This window comes from Bizionia hallyeonensis (genome assembly GCF_042657385.1).
GTDB lineage: Bacteria > Bacteroidota > Bacteroidia > Flavobacteriales > Flavobacteriaceae > Algorimicrobium > Algorimicrobium hallyeonense.
Genome location: NZ_JBHSLA010000001.1, coordinates 184,435 through 200,296, shown reverse-complemented (window position 1 = coordinate 200,296; position 15,862 = coordinate 184,435). Strand labels below are relative to the sequence as shown.

The 15,862-nt window shown below is 33.2% G+C and carries 14 protein-coding genes; 9 read left to right on the top strand and 5 right to left on the bottom strand.

The window, feature by feature from the left end; genetic code table 11:
• Positions 1–10 precede the first annotated feature (10 nt).
• Both ACFPH8_RS00960 and ACFPH8_RS00955 read left to right on the top strand, forming a co-directional pair.
• A complete protein-coding gene (locus ACFPH8_RS00960; protein ID WP_376858099.1) occupies positions 11–1,933 on the top strand; it encodes a T9SS sorting signal type C domain-containing protein in 1,923 nt (640 codons plus the stop codon).
• A gap of 2 nt (positions 1,934–1,935) precedes the next feature.
• Entirely contained in the window at positions 1,936–3,402 is a 1,467-nt protein-coding gene (locus ACFPH8_RS00955) for a hypothetical protein (protein WP_066250670.1), read from the top strand.
• A gap of 209 nt (positions 3,403–3,611) precedes the next feature.
• On the opposite strand, the gene ACFPH8_RS00950 is transcribed toward ACFPH8_RS00955, so the two are convergent.
• Positions 3,612–4,904 carry a DUF2254 domain-containing protein gene (locus tag ACFPH8_RS00950; protein WP_376858098.1) on the bottom strand — a complete coding sequence of 431 codons (1,293 nt, stop codon included), beginning with the start codon at positions 4,902–4,904 and terminating at the stop codon, positions 3,612–3,614.
• Positions 4,905–5,331: 427 nt separating this feature from the next.
• On the opposite strand from ACFPH8_RS00950, the gene ACFPH8_RS00945 reads away from it, so the two are divergent.
• The 3 genes from ACFPH8_RS00945 (at position 5,332) to ACFPH8_RS00935 (ending at position 8,374) form a co-directional block, all read left to right on the top strand.
• A complete protein-coding gene (locus tag ACFPH8_RS00945; RefSeq protein WP_248396166.1) occupies positions 5,332–5,517 on the top strand; it encodes a hypothetical protein in 186 nt (61 codons plus the stop codon).
• Between the two features lie 139 nt (positions 5,518–5,656).
• Positions 5,657–7,681, top strand: coding sequence for a tetratricopeptide repeat-containing sensor histidine kinase (locus ACFPH8_RS00940; protein WP_376858097.1), 2,025 nt, complete (start codon positions 5,657–5,659; stop codon positions 7,679–7,681).
• An 18-nt stretch (positions 7,682–7,699) separates the two neighbouring features.
• Positions 7,700–8,374 (top strand): response regulator transcription factor, encoded by a 675-nt coding sequence (locus ACFPH8_RS00935; protein WP_376858096.1) that lies wholly within the window; start codon positions 7,700–7,702, stop codon positions 8,372–8,374.
• 258 nt (positions 8,375–8,632) lie between these two features.
• Here the strand turns inward: ACFPH8_RS00935 and ACFPH8_RS00930 are convergent, their stop codons facing one another.
• The gene (locus ACFPH8_RS00930) at positions 8,633–9,142 is read right to left on the bottom strand and encodes a DUF456 domain-containing protein (RefSeq protein WP_376858095.1); all 510 of its coding nucleotides are present in this window, start codon (positions 9,140–9,142) and stop codon (positions 8,633–8,635) included.
• Between the two features lie 259 nt (positions 9,143–9,401).
• Between ACFPH8_RS00930 and ACFPH8_RS00925 the strand changes: the two genes are divergently transcribed.
• The 4 genes from ACFPH8_RS00925 to ACFPH8_RS00910 all read left to right on the top strand — a co-directional run bounded on the left by ACFPH8_RS00925 (position 9,402) and on the right by ACFPH8_RS00910 (position 12,890).
• Positions 9,402–9,776 carry a BlaI/MecI/CopY family transcriptional regulator gene (locus tag ACFPH8_RS00925; RefSeq protein ID WP_376858094.1) on the top strand — a complete coding sequence of 125 codons (375 nt, stop codon included), beginning with the start codon at positions 9,402–9,404 and terminating at the stop codon, positions 9,774–9,776.
• Entirely contained in the window at positions 9,773–11,221 is a 1,449-nt protein-coding gene (locus ACFPH8_RS00920) for a M56 family metallopeptidase (RefSeq protein ID WP_376858093.1), read from the top strand. Before ACFPH8_RS00925 ends, ACFPH8_RS00920 begins: the two co-directional genes overlap by 4 nt.
• A complete protein-coding gene (locus ACFPH8_RS00915) occupies positions 11,214–12,347 on the top strand; it encodes a tetratricopeptide repeat protein (protein WP_376858092.1) in 1,134 nt (377 codons plus the stop codon). The genes ACFPH8_RS00920 and ACFPH8_RS00915 overlap by 8 nt, the downstream gene beginning before the upstream one ends.
• Before the next feature lie 66 nt (positions 12,348–12,413).
• The gene (locus ACFPH8_RS00910) at positions 12,414–12,890 is read left to right on the top strand and encodes a hypothetical protein (protein ID WP_376858091.1); all 477 of its coding nucleotides are present in this window, start codon (positions 12,414–12,416) and stop codon (positions 12,888–12,890) included.
• Between the two features lie 170 nt (positions 12,891–13,060).
• Here ACFPH8_RS00910 and ACFPH8_RS00905 read toward each other — a convergent pair whose 3' ends face one another.
• From ACFPH8_RS00905 to ACFPH8_RS00895, 3 genes are all read right to left on the bottom strand, one after another.
• Positions 13,061–13,792, bottom strand: coding sequence for a Bax inhibitor-1/YccA family protein (locus ACFPH8_RS00905; protein ID WP_376858090.1), 732 nt, complete (start codon positions 13,790–13,792; stop codon positions 13,061–13,063).
• Entirely contained in the window at positions 13,792–14,667 is an 876-nt protein-coding gene (locus ACFPH8_RS00900) for a hypothetical protein (RefSeq protein ID WP_376858089.1), read from the bottom strand. The genes ACFPH8_RS00905 and ACFPH8_RS00900 overlap by 1 nt, the downstream gene beginning before the upstream one ends.
• Before the next feature lie 67 nt (positions 14,668–14,734).
• Positions 14,735–15,862 (bottom strand): glycosyltransferase, encoded by a 1,128-nt coding sequence (locus tag ACFPH8_RS00895; protein ID WP_376858088.1) that lies wholly within the window; start codon positions 15,860–15,862, stop codon positions 14,735–14,737.

Here is a 15,862-nt window from a genome sequence, read left to right as displayed (position 1 = left end):
ACTATAAACAATGAACTTAAAACCTACAATTATGTTCTGTGTTTTACTTTGTGCTTGCTTTTTTGCAAATGCACAAATAGTAAATACAGGAGTGCTTAAAATAAGCACGAATAGCAATGTGTATTTTGAAGAGGAATACACCAATACGGTTGCTGGAAATCATGTTTCCAATGGTAATTTGTATTTGAATAATAGCTTCATTAATCATGGAGCAACCAGTGCCACAGCTGGAACAACCTATTTTAAAAGCGCATCCAACAATTTTTTAAATTTATCCGGAAGCGCAGCGAATGCCCATTTTTATAATCTGGAAATTGACATCACACCCGAAGGATTAAAGGGGGTTACCGTTGCAGACGACTTCTTATTGCAAGTAACCAATGCCTTGAATTTAAAAAGTGGCGACTTAAGACTAACAGGTGAGGCACAACTTGTTCAAGAGCACTCCGGAGTAGATGCTAATACAATTAATTCTGGGAAACTTATCTTAGATCAACAAGGAACTGTGTCGCCTTTTCAATATGATTATTGGTCTTCACCAGTAAATAATGGTGGTACTTTTTCTTTTATGGGTGGCAAGTTTGATGGTACGGATTCAAGTTTAAATCCGTTTAATCCAACGCAAATTGGTTTTACTACTGACAGAGAAGGTTTGCCGTCCAGTGTTGATGGATCTGGAAACGTAACAACCGCATTAAGCATAAGTAGCCGTTGGTTGTATAAGTATGCACGTGAAAGCGGTGCTTATTCAGAATGGATTCGATTAAATAGTGGAAGTATACTCAATCCAGGTGAAGGCTATACCATGAAAGGAGCAAATGCTTCAGGTCCAGAACAAAACTATGTGTTTTACGGTGCACCCAATAATGGAGATTATACCTTTCCTATTACAGTAGGTCAAGAAATTCTATTAGGAAACCCATATCCTTCCGCTTTAGATGCCACAAAATTTATTACGGATAATGATGGTGTTTTAGAGGCGCTTTACTTTTGGGTAGATGGTGGCTCAACATCTCATATATTATCTGATTATTTGGGAGGTTATTCAATACGAAATAAAACAGGTGGATCTATACCTTCTATACCATCACCGTTAATTTCAGGAATTGGTACATCTGGAACAGTAGGTATACCATCACAATACGTGCCTGTTGGTAAAGGATTTTTTATAAAATCTATTGGAAGTGGTGATATTATTTTTAATAATTCTCAACGATTTTTTAAGTTGGAAGAGGCAAGACTAAATGTTAATGATAAATATATTCGCATTGGTTATGAAGATCCTGAAGGTTTTCATCGCCAACTTTTATTAGGGTTTATGCCAGATTCGTCAGCTGATTTAAATTATAATCCTGGTTATGATGCTATTCAAATGATGTCTAGAGATGATGATATGTTTTTTATTATTGAAGAGGATGAAACCAAACGATATGCTATTCAGGGTGTTGATGGTTTTTCAGAATTCCTGGAATTTCCAATAGGATTGGTTATTTCTGAAACGGGATCTCATCACTTGATGTTAGATGATGTTGAAAACTTTGAAGAAACCATTTATTTAAAAGATAATGTGTTAGACACAACCTATAATTTAACGGAAGCCGATTTTGAAATTAATTTGCCTGCTGGTTTTTATTCAGATAGATTTTCCATTGTATTTCAGCCAGCAGAAACCTTGAGTACGCCAGAGGTTGAATTAGATAAAACGCTTGTTTTTTACAATGGTCAAAATCAAATAGTGGTGTCAAACCCGAACAATATAGAAATTACAGGTGTCGAAATTTATAACATACTTGGACAGCATATTTTATCTGTTACCAAAAATCTTACCAACCAGAATAAAGTACTAATTCCTTTTAATGAAAGTACTGGTGTTTACATGGTTGTACTCAAAACAAATAATGCCCAAAAATCTACTAAAATCTTAAAATACTAATTATGAAAACTAAAAAACTACTTTTAAACGCATTTGGCCTAATGGCTCTCTTTTTATTAACAACCACTGGTTTTTCCCAGGTAGGAATCGGAACGCTCATGCCCGATGATTCGGCTATGCTAGATGTTCAATCTACTTCTAAAGGATTGTTAGCGCCACGCATGACGACATTAGAGCGCGATGCAATTGCAACACCAGCTGAAAGCTTATTGGTGTTTGATACAGACGAAAAAGCATTTTATTTCTATAATACAGCTACTACTACCTGGGTAAAATTAGCTAATGATGCTTCCGTAAAACGGAATAATTACAAGTTAATTAAAACTGTAGCAGATTTAAGTGCTGAACTTGCCGCAGGAGGTGGTTCTTCTTACAAATTAGCCAGTAATACCTTCTATGAAATAAATGGAACAATATTATTAGCGGCTTCTATTGATTTACAAAATGCCTACGTTGCTGGTATAGATGCTAGTGAGGATGTCTTGTCATATGCTGGAGGGACTGTATTTAAAGGGAGTACAGGAGGTAGTATTAGAAATGTTACAATTAAAGGTTCTAAAGCTTTTGAAATAACAGGTCCAGGAATAGCAACTGCTTCTTCACTTTTAGTTCAAAATAGCATAATAGATGGCATGACAAATGTTGGAAGTATTGATGGGTTAGGTCTATTCTTTGGTAATATTGTTCAATTTTTAAATAACGCAAATGGAATTACCTATTCTAACATCGGTAATTTATTGCTAAATAATCAAGCTTGGTTTGGAAGTAATTCCGGAACGTTTGAAAAATTTACAGGAACCTTTGGTTTAATAGAAAAAGTAAGTGGTTTCAGCACGGTAAGTGGTTCAGCTGTGGCTTTGGATGTCAGTACTACAGGGCTTGCAGTAGGAACAGGTGTTTTGCAAGCTACTGTTTTTACAGGTACAACAAGCGCACCTTCAGGATATGTTAAAGGGTATGCTCCTGCACAAACCTATCTTGGATATAATTTCTCTAATGCTTGGACGGTGAGTGCACCTGGTATTCCTCGTGAAAATGATGATGTGGCGACGGGAAATTTATATTATGATGAAGCAAATCCTTCCAATGTAGTTAATGTTACTAACACAACCCCTTTTAAATTACCTGTAAACACGAAATCTATAAGACTTTTCAGAACCGCTGAAGGTGCGGGTGGCAATCGAATTACGTATAAGGGAGAGACAAGAAGGCCTTTGAACATTTTTGGAACTGCATCTCTGACAGCAACTTCAGGAACTAGATTAGCATTTTCAATATATAAAAATGGTTCTAGAGTAACGGGAACGGAAGCTATTGTAGATGTGATACAGACAAATTCACGACAATCGGTAACTGTAATTGGTACTGTAGATGTTGTTAAAGACGATTATATTGAAATATTTGTTCAGAAAATATCTTCTGGGAGTGAACAGCTACTAATTACATCCTATAATTTAATTGTGAACTAAACTTTTTTGAGATAATTCTAAAAAAAAACTATGGTATAAATTTTTTATATATAATTCATTTTATTTCGATTAATAGCTTGAAATAAATTAGTGAACTACCCAATTTGGTTTTTGGTTAGTTATTTTGATGAAAAAGCGTTCCTTTTTTCTTTACAGAAAATTGGGATGCTTTTTGTTTTTGGGTGGTTTGTGGATTTATAATATTTGGATTACTTGACCTTGGGCAACCCTGTATACAATTTCTCAATCCGTTTCAAATCTTCAGTATTAGTGATACTTTCCTGCGTATCTTCATATAATAATTTTGCCTCTGCTAAAAGCGCATCGTGATATTTTGGCAAATGTGCTTCTTGTAGTAATAAATATTTAAACATGATAAATAGCTTCTGAATACACGTCATATCATGCTTGCAATAGGTGCGGTAAGACACCATAACTTGATATATTAACTCTTTAAAATTAGTGGTTGTTACGTCTATAAGTGATTCGTTATCAGATGTAATGATGGTCTTGTCATTTTTTTTAAGACGTAAAGCAAATAATTCTGTTAGATAATCAATGGTGCTAATGGCTGTCCCTGGATCGTTAATGCCTGGAGACATTGCTTTCATGCCAATTTCTGTAATTTGCTTAAAAGCCAGTGCATAATTATCTTCTACAAATTCACCTTTCGCAAAATTGAAATTTGATAATATGTCTTTTACTAATGCGTCATCTATATCTTTACTTACTTGTATAATTGGAACGCCTTTCAAAACAAAAACGCCTTGGATTGGCAAGATTTTTAATTGAATAGATTCTTCTTTGCAAATATCTTCCAAATTTGGAATAGCAATATTTTGAAAATAACCCGTTTCGGAACTAAAATAAGAGATCCATTCCGATGCGTCAGGAAATGACGGTGCTGTTTCAGACTCTTTTTCTAATAGGTATTCTAATCGGGATTTAGCTTTTTTGTAAATGCCATCTAAAATATTATTAACCTGAATAGATTGAGATATCGAATGTATAAAATATAGAAAACTACCTAAACACACTACCGTTAGAATAATACCAATAAGCACGGAAAATCCTGGTAATTGATATTTGTCATTTTCCAAAGGATTAATGCCAACCAAAGTGAAGGTGTTGTATAAAATGGTGGCTAAATAAATGCCTAATACATATTGGTGGTTTCTATTGGATATTAAGCCGGGTAAAACACGTGGTGAGAAATTACTAGAAGCTTGGTTCAATAAAACCATTACCATGGAAAAACTAAAAACCATTATAGATATAATGCCGCCTGTTAAAAAACTTAAAAGTGTTTTAGCGGTATCCGCATTATTTATAACTAATTGCGGTATGTGCTCGATTATATAAGCTGAAATACCTTCCTTTTCTAAAAAGAGCATCAGCATAGCGAAGCTAAAACCAAATATGCTAAATAACGTTGGGTAAAAGGCAATTTTACCTTGAATGGTGTTTATAAAACTAATAAACCTATTGTAAAGTGATTTCATATGCTAATTTGACGCTACAAGTTAGTTACAATTTAGTTTATAATAAAATAAAGAATTGCAAACGTTTTTTCTTACAAATTGAAGAAGTTTTACCATATTTATTAACAATTTATTGTAAGAAAAAGACTCTAAATGTGGTTTTAGTCGATAAAATATTACGTTTAATCGTATTTTTACTTTATTTTTAATATATTGTATTACTTTTACAGTCCTTAAATAAGTCCCTAAATCGATTTTTTCAGCTTATTAAGGTTAATTATTCCATTTTTGAGACACGATGTGTCTTTTCCCTCATGTTTACATTTTATAGTTTGTAGCATTTTTATGTTGCAACATAATTTAAGGTTATTAATCCATCATCCCTCGACAGTGATTTTTAAACTAACTAAAATTTAATAGTAAATAATTTAACCCTAAATACCCTAACATGAAAACCCTTAAAATTACTTTAGTAGCAGCTATTTTTTGTATGACACTTACAGGTCTAACAATTCAAAAAGAAACAACCAATCCAACCAATGAGGAGCAAGTTTCTCAAAAAGAAGATTTCACCTACGCTTTTCAAACGAAAAGGCATGTGAAAAAAGGAAAGGAACTTCCAAGCAACGGATAAAAAAAACTACATTATATTGATAAAACCCTCTAAAATAGAGGGTTTTCTTTGTTTTCCATATTCATTACAGACTTATATGGGTTACGAGGCTATTGGTGTCAGAAAAAATTATAAATTTGAGTAGACTTGAAGCGCTATTATGTTTTTAAAAAAAACACCTTTCTTTTTTGCCATCTTTTTTTGCTCATTTTTATATGCGCAACAAGTTTCTGAAAATAAACTTTTAGACAGTGTTAACCACTATCGCGTATTATCCAATAATGATGCTTATGACTTGGATCAGCGTGTTAGCTTTATAAAAAAAGCCATAGTATTTTCAGAGAAAGTAGGTCGAGATACAACCATTTTAAAATCTAAACGCCAATTAGCCACTTTATATTTGCGTCAGTTTGAGTTGGATTCGCTATACCACATAAACCATGAAAACCTCAAGCTTGCCAATAAAGTTAAAGATACATTGGCCTTAGCCTATATTAATAATGTGTTTGGTTGGTACCATTCAGAAAAATTTCAAACAGATAGTTCGTATACCTATTACTACAATGCCTCTAAATATTTTGATGCACTGAATATGGTTAAAGATCAAGCTAGCGCTGTAACTTCTATGGCAAATATTCAGTTTGAAGAGCGCGATTATGTAGGGTGTGAAAGCAATGCCTTTAAAGCTATTCGTTTATATCAAACTATGCCTAAAAATGAGTATGTTTTAGGGAATTTATGGGGCTTATATAATCTAGTTGCCATTGCCTCTGATGAACTAAAGCAATTTGATAAAGCCATTGAATACCACAACAAAGCTTTATCCTTTAGTGATAAAATTAAAGATAATTTTCTCTATACATTATACTCTAAAAGTAATATAGCCCTTATATATAAAGAGCTCAATCAGTTTGATAAAAGTTTGGCTATTTATGAAGAGTTGTTTGAAAATGAAAATGTCTTACAGCAAGAGCCTGCAAATTATGCGCTTATTTTGGGGGATTATGCACTCTTAAAACATAAAAATGCTGCTTCTAATTCTTCAGAGATTAAAAGGATGTTGCATGAAGCGTACCGCATTAGTGATAGTCTGAATAGCGAGTTAAGTCGTATGTCGGTAGCTTTAAATATTTCTGAATTTTATTTAGATGAAGGCATTTTGGACACCGCTTTAAATTATGCAAATATTGCCTATACTCGAGGAAAAGAATCATTAATAAACGATGTTACTTTAAATGCCTTATTGCTCAAATCAAAAATTGAAAGCCCGGAACAAGCTGTAAACTATTTAAATGAATACATTCATCTAAATGATAGTTTAGTAAACAAAGAACGGGCTATTCGTAATAAATTTGCGCGCATAGAATTTGAAACCGAGCAAGTAGAACTTGAAAATCAACAAATTTCTCGAGAACGCTTATGGCTCATGATATTGTCTGCGGGTTTATTAATTACATTTGTGTTAGTATATATAATTGTTACCCAACGCGCTAAAAACAAGGAGTTAAGGCTTGTGCAGCAGCAACAGGAAGCCAATGAGGAAATTTATAACCTCATGCTTTCACAACAGGATAAAGTGGATGAAGCACGAACCAATGAGAAAAAGCGTATCTCTCAAGATTTACATGATGGTATTCTAGGACGCCTTTTTGGAACCCGATTAAGCCTAGATAGTTTGAATATGATTTCTACAGAGGAGGCTATTCAAACGCGGGAAAACTATATCCAAGAATTAAAAACAATTGAACAAGATATCCGTGACGTTTCACATGAATTAAATACCGATTTTATATCCAAATCTGGTTATCCTGATATTATTGAAACCCTAATAGCGGCACAGACCAAAGCACATAAATTATCCTATTCACTATTTAGTGATACGGACATTTCTTGGGAAGATATTTCCAATAAAACCAAAATTCATATTTATCGAATGTTACAGGAGTCGCTTCAAAATATCTTTAAACATGCCAATGCCAATCGTGTAGATATTAGTTTTAATATGAAAAAAAATGTAATTTGGTTGCAAATTGCTGATGATGGGTCTGGCTTTGATTCGCAAAAAGCGAAGAAAGGTATTGGTTTAAAAAATATGAATTCACGCGTTTCAGAATTTAATGGTGAATTGGATATTGTTTCGGAAAAAGATAATGGCACAACAATTACAATTAAAATCCCAATCTAACCTAAACTTATAACTAAAATGGAAGAGACTATTCGTATTTTAATGACAGACGATCACCCAATTATTATTGAAGGCTATCAAAACACATTACTTGCGACTAAGAAAGAAAATCAAACGCTAAAAATTGATATTGCTAATAACTGCGACGAATCTGTCAATTTTATGCAGCAAGCAATAGATAAGGAAATGCCTTATCATATTTTATTTATGGATATAAGTTTGCCACCATCTAAAGATGGCGAGTTTACATCTGGTGAGGATTTAGCAAAATATGCTAGACGTATGATGCCGAACAGCAAAATCATTATGCTTACCATGTTTAATGAACCTTACCGAATACATAATATTATAAAGGATATTGATCCCGAAGGCTTTTTAATAAAAAGCGATTTAACTTCACGAGAGCTAGCCAGTGCATTTCAGAAAGTACTTTATAAACCTCCCTTTTACAGTTCTACAGTTAGTACCACCATCCGAAAAACAATTACAAACGATATTAAATTGGATGATATAGACAGAAAAATACTGTATTTACTCTCGCAAGGCACTCGAACAAAAAGCTTAAAAGATCATTTTGATATATCCTTAAGTGCGATAGAAAAGCGTAAAAAAAACCTGAAAATTATTTTTGATGTCACTGATGGTAGTGATGAAAACTTATTATCTGTGGCTAAAAACGCAGGTTTTATTTAGTGTTTAGTTCCGGGTTGTGTTAAAAAAGCACATTTTTTCATTTATTTTTCATATTACAGCCCTTGCTATAGCTAACAATTACGGTTTTCCCGTAAAGGGGTTGTGGTTTTCCCGCAACAAGAAGTTATTTGTTATAGTTACATTTGAATATCAACGACAAATTAATCCCTCATAAAATAAATTTGTTGAATTAATAGCATTTACACTAACCTCGTGGTTTTTCATTTTTTAAATTGGAAGCCATGAGGTTTCTTCATTTTAAAATGAAAAGATTATAGCTTTATAATCCCATACCGTCCACAGAAAGAAGCCTAAATAAACTATAGCTATAATAAATTTGATAAAGGTTCCTGCTAAAAATCCTAAAAAGGAACCAAATGCGGCTTTTACGGCTATTTTGGAATCTGCTTTATTAATCATTTCGCCTATAAATGCGCCTAGAAAAGGCCAAATAATAATGCCAAATGGCCCAAAAACAGGAAAAAAAATAGCAACAACAAGCCCTAAAGTAGTACCAATAACTCCCTTTTTACTACCACCAAAACGCTTGGTTCCCATGGCAGGAATAATATAATCTAAGGCAAAAACAATTAATGCTACGGCTAATGTAACTCCTAAAAACCACCAATCATTTGGGATGGCCTTGGTTAAATAAAGGAGGAGTAAGCCAATCCAACTTAATGGCGGTCCCGGCAAAATGGGTAAAAAACTTCCTGCTATGCCTACCAGCATAAAAATAAAGCCTAATACAACTAATAATATGTCCATATATTTTTCTTGTTAGACGAAGATAGGTAAAGAATGTTACAACTTATTAACTATAAAATTAGTTTAAACTAAATATTTAGTTATATTTGTAAAACTAAAAGATTAGTTAAACCAATTATGCGAGTTGAATACGCTTGCCGGTTCAAGTGAGTTTTACCATTATAAATGTGTGAAATTTGTACCATAACTTGAATTTCAGTACATGTTTAGATTCAAAATTTATAAGCGGTTTAATAAATAATATTTTACAATAAAAATCATGATCCAAAAAAAGCAATTAACCAAAGCCGAAGAAGAAATAATGCACGTATTGTGGGAACTAGAAAAAGCCGCAGTAAAACAAATTATTGCCGAATTGCCTATGCCAAAACCAGCATATAATACAGTTTCAACCATTGTGCGCATTTTGGAAAGTAAAGGTTTTGTAGATTATGAAAAGCAGGGAAAAGGGCATGTATATTACCCTTTAGTGAAAAAGCAGGATTATAGTAATCAAAGCATAAACTCTTTAGTAGATAATTATTTTCAAGGCTCTTTTAAAAGTATGGTGTCCTTTTTTATGAAAAAAAATGATATCAGTTTACAGGAATTAGAATCTGTTTTAAAGGAGATTCATAAAGACGAAAAATCATGATACATTACATCATTCAAGTCATTGCGTTTCAGTTATTTTTCTTGCTCATTTATGATGTGTTTTTAAAGAAAGAAACATTTTTTAATTGGAATCGAGCCTATTTATTGCTTACAGCTGTTCTCTCCATTTTGTTGCCATTTGTAAAAGTGGCTGGTTTTAAAGAAGCTGTTCCAAACGATTTTGTGGTTAGTTTACCGCACATATTATCTCAAACCACCAATACTATTTTTTTAGAAGAAGTTGTCATTAGTGGTAGTAATACGTCGCACTCTTTTTTATGGTATTTCTCATTGGTTTTAGTAATTGGAAGTGCGCTAGCCGTTTCATTTTTCAGTATGCGCTTGTTTAAAATTGTAAAACTTATTTATCAAAACCCGAAGCAACGGGAAGGCGCTATTTGTTTTGTGCGCATGTTGAAGAGTACGTTAGCATTTTCGTTTTTTAATTATGTGTTTTTAGGTGAAAACATTAAAGATACCGATCGTCAGCAAATAGTAAAGCATGAGTTGGTTCACGTTAAACAAAAACACACTTGGGATTTGCTTTTTTTTGAGATGCTACGCATTGTGTTTTGGTTCAATCCTTTTGTGTACATGTACCAAAATCGCATGGCAGATTTACATGAATTTATTGCGGATTCACAAGCCGTGAAACACAACAAAAAACAATATTATGAAAACCTATTAGCGCAAATTTTCGATACGAATCAGGTATCATTCATCAATCCATTTTTCAAACAATCATTAATCAAAAAACGAATTATTATGTTACAAAAAACAAAATCAAAACAAGTACAATTAATCAAGTACGCTTTATTAATTCCTATGGTTTTAGGAATGTTGGTATATTCATCATGTTCTGAAGAAGCCACCCAACCAAAAGTTGTTGAGGTAGTGGAACAAGAGTTATCCATTCAAGACCAAATAGACATGCTGAAAAATTCTATTGAAGCGAAAGGGGATTTATCAGAATCTGAAAAGGAAGCCTTACGTGTTCTTATGGTTAAATCCTTTCAAAATGATGGTGCTAACCCAAATACTGATATTATTGAGGTGACAGAAATAACGTCCTATAAAGATAGTTCCGAAGTTCCTTTTACTGTTATAGACCAAGTTCCTATTTTTGAAGGGTGTGAACGTGGGGTTTCTAATGAAGAAAACAAGCTATGCATGAGTAAAAAGCTGAATACGTTTGTTGCCAAAAATTTTAATACGGAATTAGCCAAAAGCTTAAATTTAACTGGTGTTGTTCAAATTAGAGCCTTTTTTAAAATTAATGAGTTGGGTGAAATTGTAAACATTAAAGCCAGAGCGCCTCATCCAGAATTAGAAGTGGAAGTCAAACGTGTTTTAAATATGTTGCCAGATTTAATTCCAGGTGAGCATCAAGGTAAAAAAGTAACGGTTCCGTACTACCTACCTATAAAGTTTAAAATAAATGATTAGATTTTTTGCGCTAATTAGTATTCTAGTATGTTTTAAAACCGAAGCTCAAACTTCGGTTTTAAACATTGCAGATAGTTTGTACATTCATGGTAATTATTCTGAAGCTATTAAAGCTTATAAATCTTATAACACGTTAGATGAAGTAGCTTATAAGTTGGCCAAATCCTATCAAGCAATCGGGAATTACGATAAAGCTTTACAGCATTTAGAAAGCAGTATTAACGCTTTTCCAAACGATGCCTTGGTAAAATATGATTATGCCAAATTACTTTCTAAAACTAAAAATTATCAAACGGCCGCAGCTACTTTTAAACAACTAATTGCAACAGATTCCCTCAATCCAAATTACCATTATGAGTTGGGTTTGGTTTACGAACAATTAAGAGATTCATCAGCACATAACGAATTTAAAACAAGTTTTCTTTTAGATAATGGTCACCAAAAAGCCATCTTTAAATTAGCAAAACGACACTTGCAAAAACGTGAGTTCGATTCCGTAGATTACTATACAGGTATCGGTTTAAAATCATACGCCAATAACGCAGAACTCATGAGTCTAAAAGCCCAAAATTTCTATTGGAAAAAAGACTACAAAACGGCTTCAATATGGTTTGAAAAACTATTAAGTTTAGGTGAAGACTCCCAATTTGTTCATGAAAAATTAAGCTATTGTTACTCTCAATTTTCAGAAGTTGAAAAGGCCATCCAACAGCAAAAATTAGCGGTTGCTAAAGAGCCTAGAAATTCTGAAAACCTGTTCATTCTAGGTCAATTATTTACACGGATGAGCAATTATGAACAGGCGGAATTCTATATCAGTAAAGCTATAGAATTGGTAGATGTGCCAATGGATAAGGAGTTCATGACATTAGGAACCATTCAAAATCACCGGAAAAATCATCAGGCAGCCATTCAATCTTTTAAGCGTGCATTAAAAGAAAACCCGAACAATATATATGCCGCTTTTTATCTGGTTTATACCAAGGATGATTATTATAAAGATGTCGATACCAAAATTAAGTTATATGAAGATTTCATGGCAAAATATCCTGAAAATCCATTTTTATTTAAAGCAAAAAGTAGATTAAGTGAATTGAAACAAGAAAAATTTATGAAAACCGATTAATATCATTCCAAATAAGATATGGTATAAAATCTAAAAATATTGTATTTTTCGGGCTCATAACAGCCTATGAAACAGCTATATTTTATTCTATTGTGTTTGGTGGTTACTTCCTGTAATTATTTCGATGCTAAAAAAACATCGTCAGACGTTATTTTGGAAAATGAACTGTTAACTTTTAATTGGAATGAGGTGGACGAATATCCCATGTTTGAGAGTTGTGATGAAAACGGCACCCAAGAAGACAAGAAAAATTGCTTCCAAAATACCTTAACCGAAATTATCACTCAAAAACTACAACAGGACACGCTTATTGTTAAGCAAGATATTAATGATACGGTTTACATGAATTTTGAAATTTCGAAAGATGGAATGCTATCACTTATTACCATTAAAGCCGATTCAATTACGCTTCAGGAAATACCAAATATTAAAGAATTACTGCATAAAAGTGTAGATTCATTACCAAAAATATATCCAGCAATCAGACGCAGTCAGCAAGTTAAAACGGCGTTTACCTTGCCTGTGATTATTCAAGTTAATTAGGTTTGAAATTTGGTAAGAGTCTTTAAATGTTCAAATTTTAATTTTTATAAACAATGATAGGTTTGGTTCTGTGTCTAGGCAGGAAGGCAGGCGAAACGGTATTTTATCTTTCAAATTCAAAAAAATAAAAGTGATTGATTGTCACTGTTTAAATTCCGAATTAAACAGCACTAAAATCGAATTGCGAGTTTTCGCATGAGTCGTAATATTTCTGCATACAGCCAAATTAACGTCACCAATAATCCCCAAGTTGCTAGCCATTCTTTTTCTTTTGGCGCTTTATTTTTATGGCGTTCTATATAATCGAAATCCAATAGCAACGCTAATGATGCAAAAACGGCAGCTACTGCGTTAAACCCAATAGCAAGCCATGATGTTCCCCAAAGGAAACTTTTTATTCCAAAGAAACTCAATATCCATGAAATAAGATAGGTTACAAAAATGGCAGAACAAGCGGTAATAATAACACTTCGCAGTTTTTTAGTGACCACAATAATGCGTGTTTGATAGAGTATTAACACAACGAAAAACGTGATAATAGTTACACCAATTGCTTGGAACGGTAAATTAGGGAATTGCGCTTGTGCATAACTGGTAATACCTCCTAGGAAAAAGCCTTTGGCAATCGCATAAAGTGGTACTAAAAATTTAGCCCAATGTTGCCTATAAGAAATTATTAAACTGATAATAATAGCAGCAATCATGCCGCCTGTGGTAAACCATTTTATGTTGTTTCCGTTGCTGTAGTAATACCAAATAGACACGGTGATTCCAGCAACAATAGTAATACAGAAAAAGGATTTAATAAGGATGCCAGAAACCGTCATTTTTTTAGAAGATGTATAATCATCATCCCAAAAATAGTTGGAGAAAGCCGGATTGGATGTTTGGTTTAAACGCACTATAAATTCATCTTAAAGCCCAAGGCAAAATCAATAGGGAAGTTATCGCTATTATCACTAAAAAGCGCATAAATATCATGATATGCAAAGGTGATATATCCATTTTCCGTAACCCGAAAATCGGCGCCAAGGCCAAGAATAAAAGGCACATCAATATTGGAAAACGATTCATCATAATCGCCAACTCCAGGGAGACTGGACGTGTATGTCGCGTTTCCAAAATCATAAGTTACCAGTTTTAAATTTCCATACACATTAAATCGATCTTTATTAATTACGCGATAGCGATATCCAATGGCAATTTGTGTAGAGGTGTATTCAAAGTCATCAGCTTCCAAAGCATGTCTGAAATGAAAAAAGAGTGCATGTCTTGGTAACTTGGTAGCTTCAAAAAATTCGAATTCCAATCCAAAAAACGGCACACTAGCATTGTTTGGATTTTCTACTAATGGCTGATTGGTAATCCCTCCAAAAAGACCTAAACGTGTTTGAAGTTTAGCACGAGGCTCAAAATTATAGCTTAAATCGGTTGTGGCATTATAGGTGTTGAAAAAATCTTCCAAGCTATAAAGGGTTAAATTCACCTGGTCTGTTGGAACGCCATAACCTTCTGTAAGCGCATTTAAAACCGATTTGTATTCCTCTTGATATTTTCGAGTATTGGCATTTTTGGTATTTACTAATTCTTGAATGTTGCCATTTTTTTCTTTCACAAAATAGCGGTAAGTGCCATCATCAATAGTCCAAAGTAAATCTAGATTGCCTTCAACAGCTGTCTCCAATTCTAATGTTTCATTATTAATGGTGTAGGATTGTTGAGAGAAACCTAAAAAGCCAAGCGCTAAAAACCCCAATAAAAGGAAATGCTTTTTCATGTTTTATTACAAATTTGGTTACTTGTAAAGCTAAAAAAATTAAATGATAACTGGGATATTATCTTTTTTATTTCTTGAAGGTTCGGCCTTTCCACGTATAACCTTTATAAAATGATATGGAAATAATATACATGGTGAAAAATGGATAAAAGAGACTGGATACCAAAAAGGATGGCAAAACAGACTCTTGATTTAAAAAGCGGCTGGTTTTAAAGATAAGTAGAAAATCGACACAGAACTTGATAAGTACGATGTATATAAAATCATTCAAACTTAAAATGCCAAAAGAAATTATCGGAATTAAAATAATAATGAGCAAATTCATGAGCAAAACAATAATACCAGTTAGAATAGCAAAAAAGCTTTTATAGCTGGTGGATTTGGCAGCCCATCTTAATCGTTGGGACACTAATTGGTTCCAGTTTCTTTGCGGTTTTGTTTCTACTGTGGCATCAATGGATTTTAAATAAAAAACATCATCCGAATTATATTTAACTGCTTTTTGTAGTAAAAAAACGTCATCACCACTGGCTATTTCTGTAGCGCCTTCAAAACCGGATAACTCGGAAAATAGCGCTTTTTGGTAGGCTAAATTGGCACCATTGGCTAGAAAAGGTTCTTTAATTCCAAACCCGCCAATGGTCGTGCCCATTAAACTTAACAAATCCAATGTTTGAAAACGGTCTAAAAACGACGCAATATCATAGTAATTTACAGGCGCGGCAATTAAGCGCAAATTGTTTTTTTGAATAATACCATCAAAGCTTTTTAACCAAAGTTTTGGAACCCGGCAATCCGCATCCGTGGTAATAACCCAATCATATTTGGCGTTTTTTATTGCTTTGGAAATAGCATCTTTTTTAGGTGATGTGCTTTTCACTTTATTCTTTAAAATCGTTACATGCTTTAAGCCGTTTTCAATAAAGGTTTTAATGATTCTAACAGAATGATCTTCCGAGCTATCATCAATTAAAATAATCTCATACAAATCTGCAGGATAGTCTAAATCTTTAATCGATTTTAAAAGTTGCGGTAAATTATTTTCTTCATTTCTAAAAGGAACGATAATGGAAAATGCTGTTTTTGGAGGTGCATCATCCAATTTAAATTTAGGAACCTTTACAAACCCATAAACCAACACACCTATTAAAAATAGGTATGCCAATGTGATTGATATGGCAATAATAAATACCAT